This window comes from Brunnivagina elsteri CCALA 953 (assembly GCF_002289455.1).
In the GTDB taxonomy this organism is placed as follows: Bacteria; Cyanobacteriota; Cyanobacteriia; order Cyanobacteriales; family Nostocaceae; genus Brunnivagina; species Brunnivagina elsteri.
In genome coordinates this window covers 23,328-32,020 of the sequence record NZ_NTFS01000021.1, presented here as the reverse complement: position 1 = coordinate 32,020, position 8,693 = coordinate 23,328, and the positions used below count along the sequence as shown (strand labels likewise).

The 8,693-nt window shown below is 38.5% G+C and carries 8 protein-coding genes; 5 read left to right on the top strand and 3 right to left on the bottom strand.

Annotated features, from left to right (window positions below; translation table 11 throughout):
• The first annotated feature begins 146 nt into the window (after positions 1–146).
• The 5 genes from CK510_RS31420 to CK510_RS33220 all read left to right on the top strand — a co-directional run bounded on the left by CK510_RS31420 (position 147) and on the right by CK510_RS33220 (position 5,622).
• Positions 147–308: an effector-associated domain EAD1-containing protein gene (locus tag CK510_RS31420; RefSeq protein ID WP_158224829.1), complete on the top strand. Its 162-nt coding sequence runs from the start codon at positions 147–149 to the stop codon at positions 306–308.
• A gap of 56 nt (positions 309–364) precedes the next feature.
• Positions 365–1,180, top strand: a complete 816-nt coding sequence (locus CK510_RS03470) for a CHAT domain-containing protein (protein WP_095720362.1) — start codon at positions 365–367, stop codon at positions 1,178–1,180.
• On the top strand, positions 1,170–1,463 hold the full coding sequence (locus CK510_RS03465) for a hypothetical protein (protein ID WP_095720361.1): 294 nt from the start codon (positions 1,170–1,172) through the stop codon (positions 1,461–1,463). Before CK510_RS03470 ends, CK510_RS03465 begins: the two co-directional genes overlap by 11 nt.
• A gap of 141 nt (positions 1,464–1,604) precedes the next feature.
• Positions 1,605–2,600: an AAA family ATPase gene (locus CK510_RS03460; protein ID WP_095720360.1), complete on the top strand. Its 996-nt coding sequence runs from the start codon at positions 1,605–1,607 to the stop codon at positions 2,598–2,600.
• Positions 2,593–5,622, top strand: a complete 3,030-nt coding sequence (locus CK510_RS33220; RefSeq protein ID WP_245911832.1) for an SAV_2336 N-terminal domain-related protein — start codon at positions 2,593–2,595, stop codon at positions 5,620–5,622. The genes CK510_RS03460 and CK510_RS33220 overlap by 8 nt, the downstream gene beginning before the upstream one ends.
• Before the next feature lie 149 nt (positions 5,623–5,771).
• On the opposite strand, the gene CK510_RS03450 is transcribed toward CK510_RS33220, so the two are convergent.
• The 3 genes from CK510_RS03450 to cobG all read right to left on the bottom strand — a co-directional run bounded on the left by CK510_RS03450 (position 5,772) and on the right by cobG (position 8,680).
• Positions 5,772–6,482 carry a precorrin-2 C(20)-methyltransferase gene (locus CK510_RS03450; RefSeq protein ID WP_095720359.1) on the bottom strand — a complete coding sequence of 237 codons (711 nt, stop codon included), beginning with the start codon at positions 6,480–6,482 and terminating at the stop codon, positions 5,772–5,774.
• Entirely contained in the window at positions 6,479–7,105 is a 627-nt protein-coding gene (locus CK510_RS03445; RefSeq protein ID WP_095720358.1) for a precorrin-8X methylmutase, read from the bottom strand. Before CK510_RS03445 ends, CK510_RS03450 begins: the two co-directional genes overlap by 4 nt.
• 123 nt (positions 7,106–7,228) lie before the next feature.
• Positions 7,229–8,680: a precorrin-3B synthase gene (cobG, locus tag CK510_RS03440; RefSeq protein WP_245911831.1), complete on the bottom strand. Its 1,452-nt coding sequence runs from the start codon at positions 8,678–8,680 to the stop codon at positions 7,229–7,231.
• Between the last annotated feature and the right edge of the window lie 13 nt (positions 8,681–8,693).

The window sequence follows — 8,693 nt, the reverse complement described above, 5'->3', positions numbered from 1 at the left end:
TGAGAAAGATGGTTTTTTGCTGGCATATGGCTGATAAAAGCTTAGTTACTTAATTCCCTATTATACAATTAAGCTGCTACGCAGCTTATATACATACCGATGTTACAATACTAAAAATTTATTTCTAAATTGTTCAAGTTATTTTTATGAAGCTACCTGGTTCTGAACTCAAAAAGTTAGTTAACGCCATTATTAGTGCTTATCCTACCAAAAATGATTTGGCAATGATGGTTGAGTTTGAATTAGAGGAAAATTTGGATGCGATCGCAGATGGTGGGAACCTCAATGATATTGTCTGCATCTCCTGAATGGAAGAAATAAAGTAAATCAAGAATCAATAAAAACGATAGCACAGATAATAAGCATGAAAAAAATCTTAATTCTAGCAGCCAACCCCACGGACACAAACAAGTTACGTTTGGATGAAGAGGTACGAGAAATCGAAACCGTCCACAGACAAGCCAAATATCGAGAAGAGATTGAAATCATTAGCAAGTGGGCAATACGGGTTGATGATTTGCGTTCGGCACTATTGTACTATAAACCAAATATTGTTCACTTTTCCGGTCATGGTAAGGGGGATGATGGTTTGGTGCTGGAGAATCAATACGGACAAAAGCAATTTGTAAGTAGCGAGTCTTTAGGGGGTTTATTTAAGTTATTTGAGAGCGATATTGAGTGTGTTGTGCTGAATGCTTGCTATAGCGAAGTGCAAGCAGAAGTAATTCAGCAACATATTAATTGTGTAGTTGGGATGAATAAGCAGATTGGGGATAAGGCTGCTATTAAGTTTGCAACTGGTTTTTATGAGGCTTTAGCAAATGGTAGAAATTATCAAGATTCTTTTAATTTTGGTTGTAATGCGATTGATTTACAAGGTAGTACCGAGTTGCAAACGCCACAAATCAAGATTAGAGATAGTTCTAAAAGTTTACTTGGAGAAGCAAAATTTAATGCTCCAGTGCCTTGCGATAAATTAACATTGGTACAGCGCTTAAAAAAGGAGAGTTTAGAAAAAAGATTAGCAGTGCTTGAAGAAAATTATCAAGCTCTTGAACGTGACTATACAGGAGCAGGTGATGCAGATGAAAAAAATAGATTGCAATCTAAATTAGATCGAAAAATTGAGGAGATTGACAAAATAACCAAGGAGCTAAGTCAAATCAACTATGGAGAGTAATTTTGCAAAAAGACTTAGAAAGGAGAGCTTAGAAAAAAGATTAGTAGAGCTTGAAAAAAATTATCAAGCTCTTGAGCGTGACTATAGAGGAGCAGGTGATGCAGATGAAAAAGATAGATTGCAATCTAAATTAGATAGAAAAATTGAGTTGATTGACAAAATAATCAAGGAGTTAAATCAAATAAAAAATTCCCAGAATGAGGAATTAATTAATATCTTAAATAAATATATCTCTATAAATAAAAAAGGATTTTACAAAATGAAAGTAATCATATACTTTTAAAGGAATTACCGTCCCAAGTTAAAAGGAAAAAGGAACAAGGGAATAATAATATTAACCACTTATGCTTATTATGGGATGACCCAAATTTATTACCACCCGAACAACTATTAACCGAAAGCAAACTCTAAACTGATTAATTTTATGAATGACTGGCAAATTTTTACAGGGAACAGTGAACCTCACGATGATTGGGAATTACCTCCATCTCCCAAATGGCGACCTTTTGGTGAAGAAATTAACCCAAATCAAAGTCGCAGCCAAATAAGAGGTGAAACTTTTCAACCCCGTGAAGAAGAAATAAAAATGGTCAATGCAGCTTTATACCTGCGACGACCTTTATTAATTACTGGTAAACCAGGAACAGGTAAATCCTCCTTAGCTTATGCAGTTGCTAGAGAATTGAAGTTAGGAGAAGTTTTATATTGGTCAATCACATCTCGTACTGTTCTTAAAGACGGACTATATAACTATGATGCGATCGCACGATTACAAGAAGTTAAACAGCAGCAAAATCCATCAAAAGCCAGTAGCATTGAAGACTATATCACTTTGGGACCTCTAGGTACAGCTTTACTGCCATCACCAAAACCCCGGATTCTCCTCATCGATGAAATTGATAAAAGTGATATTGATTTACCTAATGACTTGTTAAATATTTTTGAAGAAGGACGGTTTGAAATCGAGGAGTTAGTTAGACTAAAAAAAGAAATTCCCATCGTTAATGTGCGTACAGCAGATACCGCAGATACGAGCAGCGAAATTAGAGAAGGAAGAGTAATTTGTACTACTTTTCCCCTGGTAATTTTAACTAGTAATGGAGAACGAGATTTTCCTCCACCATTTTTGAGACGATGTTTACGGTTAACGATGAAAGAGCCAGATAAAACACATTTAGTTAAAATAATTGCGGCTCATTTAGGTAAAGAAATAGCGGATACTGAAGATGCCACAAAATTAACAAATGAAGCTCTCGATACATTAGTTGATAATTTTATCAAAGAAAGAGATACAAAAACCCTCGCCAACGATCAACTTCTCAATGCTTTATTTATGGTGACAAAAGGACGCATTGATACTAAAGATGGACTGATTAAACAACTACTGCAAGATTTAGGTCAGGTTGAAGAAGATGAGTAAAGATTCTTCCTATGAGGCAGTGGAACGTTTTGTTAATATCCTGGAGGATAGTGGTTTAAGGAAACGCTTAGAACTTAGCGATGAGGATATAGCAGATACTCTTTGGTTAGCTTTGCAAATGGGAGTAGAAAATACTCAAATCAGAGAAATATCACCTAAAACAGAAACCCCTTCTGAAAATCCAAAAACTCCAGTTTTCCAAACTGTTGAGCCATCTATTAATATTTATACTCCACCCTTAGATTTATCGCCCCAAAAGTCTCAGAATGAAGAAAAAATAGAGGGTTTACCCTTTCAAGCTCCTGCTGCTCCTGCTTTACCAAATAAACTACAAATTAGTAGAGCTTTACGTCCTCTCATGCGTAAAGTTCCCTCCTATTCTAGAAGAATTTTGGACGTTGAAGCTACTGTTAACCGTATTGTAGATGCTTTGATTGTAGAACAAGAGATTTGGATACCTATCACGAAACCTCAACCCGAACGCTGGTTAAATCTTGAGTTAGTGGTAGAGGAAAACCGTTCTTCATTTATTTGGCAAGAAACCATTAATGAGTTAGAAGAAATATTAAATAGTTATGGCATTTTCCGTACTGTTAGAAGTTGGAATTTATTAAGTAATCGTCAAAATAATTTACAATTAGTCAGCAGAAAAAAAGGAAAGCGAAAAAATTATTGTCAGTATAATTATCGAGAATTATATCAGAGTGATGGCAGGGGATTAATTTTACTTATTAGCGATTGTGTATCAACAATTTGGCAACAAGAAACCATCTATCAGTGGTTACAAAAATGGTCAAATCAAGCCCCAACTGCAATTATGCAGCTTTTCCCAGAAAGACTGTGGTTAAGTAGTGAGTTAGGTTTAGGTTACAAAGTTCAATTGAGTGCTTTTAACCCTGGTGTACCTAATTCTAAGTTAATTTGTCGAGAAGATTTAGATATAGAGCAAGCCTTAAATTTACCTATTATTACCCTAGAATCTGCATCTCTCAAAGAATGGGCTAAAGTAGTTGCAGGTTATGGCAAAACCCAAACACCAGCAATTGTTTTAGACCTTGATTTTATTAAAGAACAAGTAAATGTTAAAGAGCAAGTAAACGAAACAATAATATCCCAATATTCAGAAGCATCACCTGAAGCAATAGTAGACCGTTTTTTAGCCACTGCTTCACCTACAGCACAAAGATTAGCTGGATTAATGGCAGCCGTTCCTGTTAGTTTACCTGTAGTGCATCTAATTCAAAAGACTATGCTACCTAAATCTACAGCAATAAACGTAGCAGAAGTATTTTTAAGTGGCATGATTGAAAGAAAAAAAAATATTTATTCTCCCATATCTCTGCATCAAGAAGAGGTAAATAATAGAGAAACTGATGAATATGAATATGATTTTGTGCCAGAAGTACGCAAATTACTTAACCAAGCAATGCGTTTAGCAGAAACCGAGAATGTTCTAGATGTGGTGTCTGAATATATTGCTGAAAAAATAGACTCGCCGTTTAAAAGCTTCACTGCACTGCTTTCAAACCTGTCAAATTTAAGTCAAGAACAACAGGTAAATTTATTACCCTTTGCCCATGTTGCAACAGAGGTTTTACACAATCTCGGTGGAAAATATGCCGATTTTGCAAAAAAAATTGAAGTCAATCGGTTACAAAAAATAATAGATGGTAATCTACCATTTTTCCAATTATTTGCTGGAGAATATATTTGTGCAGTTAAATGGGGTGGAGAGACTGGTATTTGGCATGAAGGAACAGAAAATTTATTGATTTCGACTCAAGGTGAAGTGCAGTTTCGTTCTCGATTTGGTTTAGCGGTAATTCAGAATTTGGCAGTACAAAAACAAACCCTATCTTGGAGTTTTGATAATAATCAAACTGCTGCTAGTATCACTCTTATAGAAAATAGCGAAAATAGTTATTTTTGGGAAGAAAATCAGACAGGCAAATTATTTGAGGGATGGTTGAACTATCCGAATGAAGGGAGAATTGATTTTCGCGGTAAGTTCGTAATTATCGACCCTCTCCAATTCTCTGAATTTACATTTGAATCTGCCACAATTATTCTTATAGATGATTCTATCAAGACACAAACTTTTTACTTTGAAGTTGCAATTATCAAAGTTAATCAATCTAATAGTGATAATATTCTAGAAATTGACCGTTCTCCAGCACAAGCTATAGGTTTTGTTGAAGATTTAGGGCGCGGAATTCAACTACGTAAAACTCAACTAGAAATGATGTTAATTCCCGGAGGCACTTTTGCAATGGGTTCTCCAGCAGAGGAATTAGAACACCGAGATAATGAAAGCCCCCAGCATACAGTCACAGTGCAGCCGTTCTTCATGGGAAAATATCCAATTACCCAAGCACAGTGGAAAGCAGTAGCTAAACTACCCAAGGTTAACCAGGATTTAAAACCAGAACCATCTAACTTTAAAGGCGACAATTTACCCGTCGAGCAAGTGTCTTGGTACGATGCAGTTGAATTTTGCGATCGCATCTCCAAACATACGAGCAAAAGCTACCGTCTCCCTAGCGAAGCCGAATGGGAATATGCTTGTCGCGCTGGAACCACTACCCCATTTTACTTTGGGGAGACAATCACGACTGATTTAGCAAACTATCGAGGTGTAGATAACGAAGAATATAAATGGTCAGGTTCTTATGGTCAAGGACCCAAAGGTATCTATCGTGAAAAAACAGAGGAAGTGGGCAGTTTTGGGGTAGCCAATGCCTTTGGGTTATACGATATGCATGGAAACGTCTGGGAATGGTGTCTCGACGATTCGCATGATAGCTATGAAGGTGCGCCAACAGATGGAAGTGCGTGGATATACGATAAAGATAATACTTATCAAAACAAAAAAAATACAGTACTGCTCGGTGGTTCTTGGGACAACAATCCTGAAGACTGCCGTTCTGCGTACCGTAACTACTACAGTTGGGCGGGGCGCGGCATTTTCTACAACTTTATTGGTTTTCGTATTGTCTGTGGGGTCGGGAGAACTCTTGAGTAGCCCTTTATACTTTAGTTCTTTTGTCCTTTATTCTTTTTCTTTTTTCCTTCTTTTTTCCGCCTTATGGCGGATCGATTTTTTTTGGTAAAATATGGCTTGGAGTTTGGAGAACGGCTTCATCTAGCAGAAACCTAACAATCTCAGCCTACTTATAATTGATACTTACTTGGTACTAAAATCATGGAAAAATAAGGAACATTATCCGGTTCCACTTCATTCAGTGGTATAACTTTTTGCTGTGGCATCGTTGCTTTTTCTATGTACTTTGCCCGCGATGCTAACCCCAGTTGATTTAAGACATCCCGAACTTTTGCAAAGTGCCGTCTCAACTTAATAATCGCTGCTGCATCTGCATTTAATAGCTGTGCTGCTAGCTTTTCTGCCGTCATGGTGGCAGGTAAAACGCTAAAAATATCATTACGGTAGCTCAAAGGTATTCCCAAAGCGGAAGCGCATCCCATTGGTGATGAAACTCCCGGTACTACTTCTGTCTCATATTTACCTGACAACCGTGTAAACAAATACATGAATGAACCGTAAAATAACGGGTCTCCTTCACATAAAACCACCACATCCCGTCCCGCTTCCAGGTGTTCAGCAACTGGTTCCACCATCTTATCATAGATGGGTTGTGCTTCTTGGGGGTTAGTAGCGCGGGGAAGGTGAAATAATACCTCGGTTTGCTCCCCTGTCAAATATTCAGCGACAATCGATCGCGCTACACTTTCTTTGTCATCTGCTGATTGATACGCAACTACGGGAGCCGCACGTAACAACCGCAAAGCCTTGATAGTTAATAGTTCTGGGTCCCCTGGACCAACTCCAATTCCATAGAGACGACCGATTTTTTTTGATATCATTCTCGCTCCGTTGCGATCGCATTGACAGCTGCTACTGCGATCGCGCTACCACCACGCCGACCGTGTAATGTTAAAAATGGTACACCTCTGCTATTTGCTGCTAGTTCTGCTTTTGACTCGGCAGCACCGACAAATCCAACTGGAAAGCCTAAAATCAGGGCTGGTTTTGTAGCTCCAGCATCAAGCATTTCGAGTAATTTAAATAACGCTGTGGGGGCATTTCCAATGGCAATTACTGAGCCTTCGAGATGGGGATACCATAATTCTAAAGCTGCGGCAGAGCGGGTATTATGGATTTTTTCGGCAATTTCTGGTACTTGGGGATGGTTGAGGGTACAGATAATGTCGTTGTTTGCGCTCAGACGACTGCGGGTAATTCCTTCTGCAACCATCCGGGAATCGCAAAGAATGGTTGCTCCTTTTGCTAATGCTTCTCGCCCTACTTGTACTGCTATGGGAGAATAGGCTATATCGGGGACAATATCCGTCATTCCACAGGCATGGATGAGTCGCACGGCTACTTTTGCCACATCGGGAGGGAGGATGTCTAAGTTTACCTCTGCTCGGATAATCGCGAAGGAATTACGGTATATTTCGTTGCCATCTCGGATATAGTTAAACATGTGATTTTGGGTTGAAATTTGAGATATATTAAAAGTTGCCTTTAAGTTTAGCTTTTAAACGCGGAGGTAAGCGCGGGGTTACGCGGAGGAGAGTGAAATGAAAATGACAGGCTAAAAATCAGATTAGTTTTGCTCTTTAACGCAACTGAATAACTGTTTTAGTTCAGCGATCGCATATCGATTGGCAAATTCTCCTAAGGATTCGTGATTATTTTGACGATGTATTTGATACATTTTTAAAATTTGCTCTAAAATCTGGGGAAGTTGAGTGATAGTTACATTTTGGTAAAGTTCTCGACCAAATTTTTCTTCTCCATCTCCAACATAAATCTGATAGGCTTCACTAGTTCTATTTTCTGAGACAATCTTTACACCGAGTAAAGTAATATCGCTTTTACCATGTTGGGCGCAGGATTTTTCGCATCCGGTAAAGTGGATATTGATGGGTACGTGGATATTATGCTTTTTGTTAAAATGCTTTACTAGGGATAGTGCATGGGTTTTGGTGTCTGTAGCGGCAGATTTACAACCTTTGATTCCGGAACAAGCAACCATTGCACTTTTGATGTTGCTGGGAGAATAATCTAATCCTAGTTGGGCAATTTCATCTTCAACCTCTGGAAGTAGTTGATTGGGAATATCGGTTATCAAGAGGTTTTGCCAAGGTGTCAGCCTAATTGTACCGCTTCCGCACTGTGTTGCTAAAGCTGCTAATCTTCGTAATTGTTCTGTTTGCAGACGACCAAGAGGAAGTACAACACCGATATAAAATAAATTAGGTTGACGTTGGGGATGAATTCCAATGTGTTGATATTTTTCTCCGAGAGTCTCATGTTCTACATGGGAACGAAATAAACCAGTGGAGATAAGAGATTCAACTTCCTGTAAATATCCATCGATTCCGAGAATTTTAATTATTTCCCGTAAACGTGGCTTGCGATCGCTCTTAATATTACTATTTTGTAAATAAACATCTGCCAAAGCTGCCAAAACTGGCAAACATTCCTCTGGTTGTACCAAAACTCGCACATCAATCGGTGTTTCTCCCTTTTCCCCCACACTCAAATGTAGACGGAAGTAAACAGAATCCTTAATTAGGGTCGCAACAAACGCGATATCATTGGGGCGATCGCATACTCTAATTTTCCCTCTACCATCAAAACAAACGCTAAATTTTGCCGATAGTTCTCCCAAGTGGGGATTTGTGGCAATGTAGTTATCCCAAGCTTTCACAAATGGACGAGTATCAATTAATTCTTGTCGATCGATACCAGCAGTGGGACTGGTCATAATATTGCGAATATGGTCTACCCTGGAATTGGGAGAACCCAAACCGACATTTTGTAAAAGCTGTAAAACTTGGGGATTTATTCCCGTATTAATCTCGCGTATTTGTAGGTTAGCTCGATTCGTCACATCAACATAACCACCACCAAACTGCTCGGCAATATCTGCTATAACATCACATTGTTTGCGATCGAGAATTCCACCTGGGATTCTAATCCGAGATAATATCCCATCTTGAGCGGGTGTAGCGTAAAATAAACCAGGACATGTAGCAACTTCAGGAACCACAGTAGAAACTCCT

Bases quoted from the DNA above. Each gene is read 5' to 3' on its own strand.
- CK510_RS31420 (WP_158224829.1), top strand. From the start codon at position 147: ATGAAGCTACCTGGTTCTGAACTCAAAAAGTTAGTTAACGCCATTATT.
- CK510_RS03470 (WP_095720362.1), top strand. From the start codon at position 365: ATGAAAAAAATCTTAATTCTAGCAGCCAACCCCACGGACACAAACAAG.
- CK510_RS03465 (WP_095720361.1), top strand. From the start codon at position 1,170: ATGGAGAGTAATTTTGCAAAAAGACTTAGAAAGGAGAGCTTAGAAAAA.
- CK510_RS03460 (WP_095720360.1), top strand. From the start codon at position 1,605: ATGAATGACTGGCAAATTTTTACAGGGAACAGTGAACCTCACGATGAT.
- CK510_RS33220 (WP_245911832.1), top strand. From the start codon at position 2,593: ATGAGTAAAGATTCTTCCTATGAGGCAGTGGAACGTTTTGTTAATATC.
- CK510_RS03450 (WP_095720359.1), bottom strand. From the start codon at position 6,482: ATGATATCAAAAAAAATCGGTCGTCTCTATGGAATTGGAGTTGGTCCA.
- CK510_RS03445 (WP_095720358.1), bottom strand. From the start codon at position 7,105: ATGTTTAACTATATCCGAGATGGCAACGAAATATACCGTAATTCCTTC.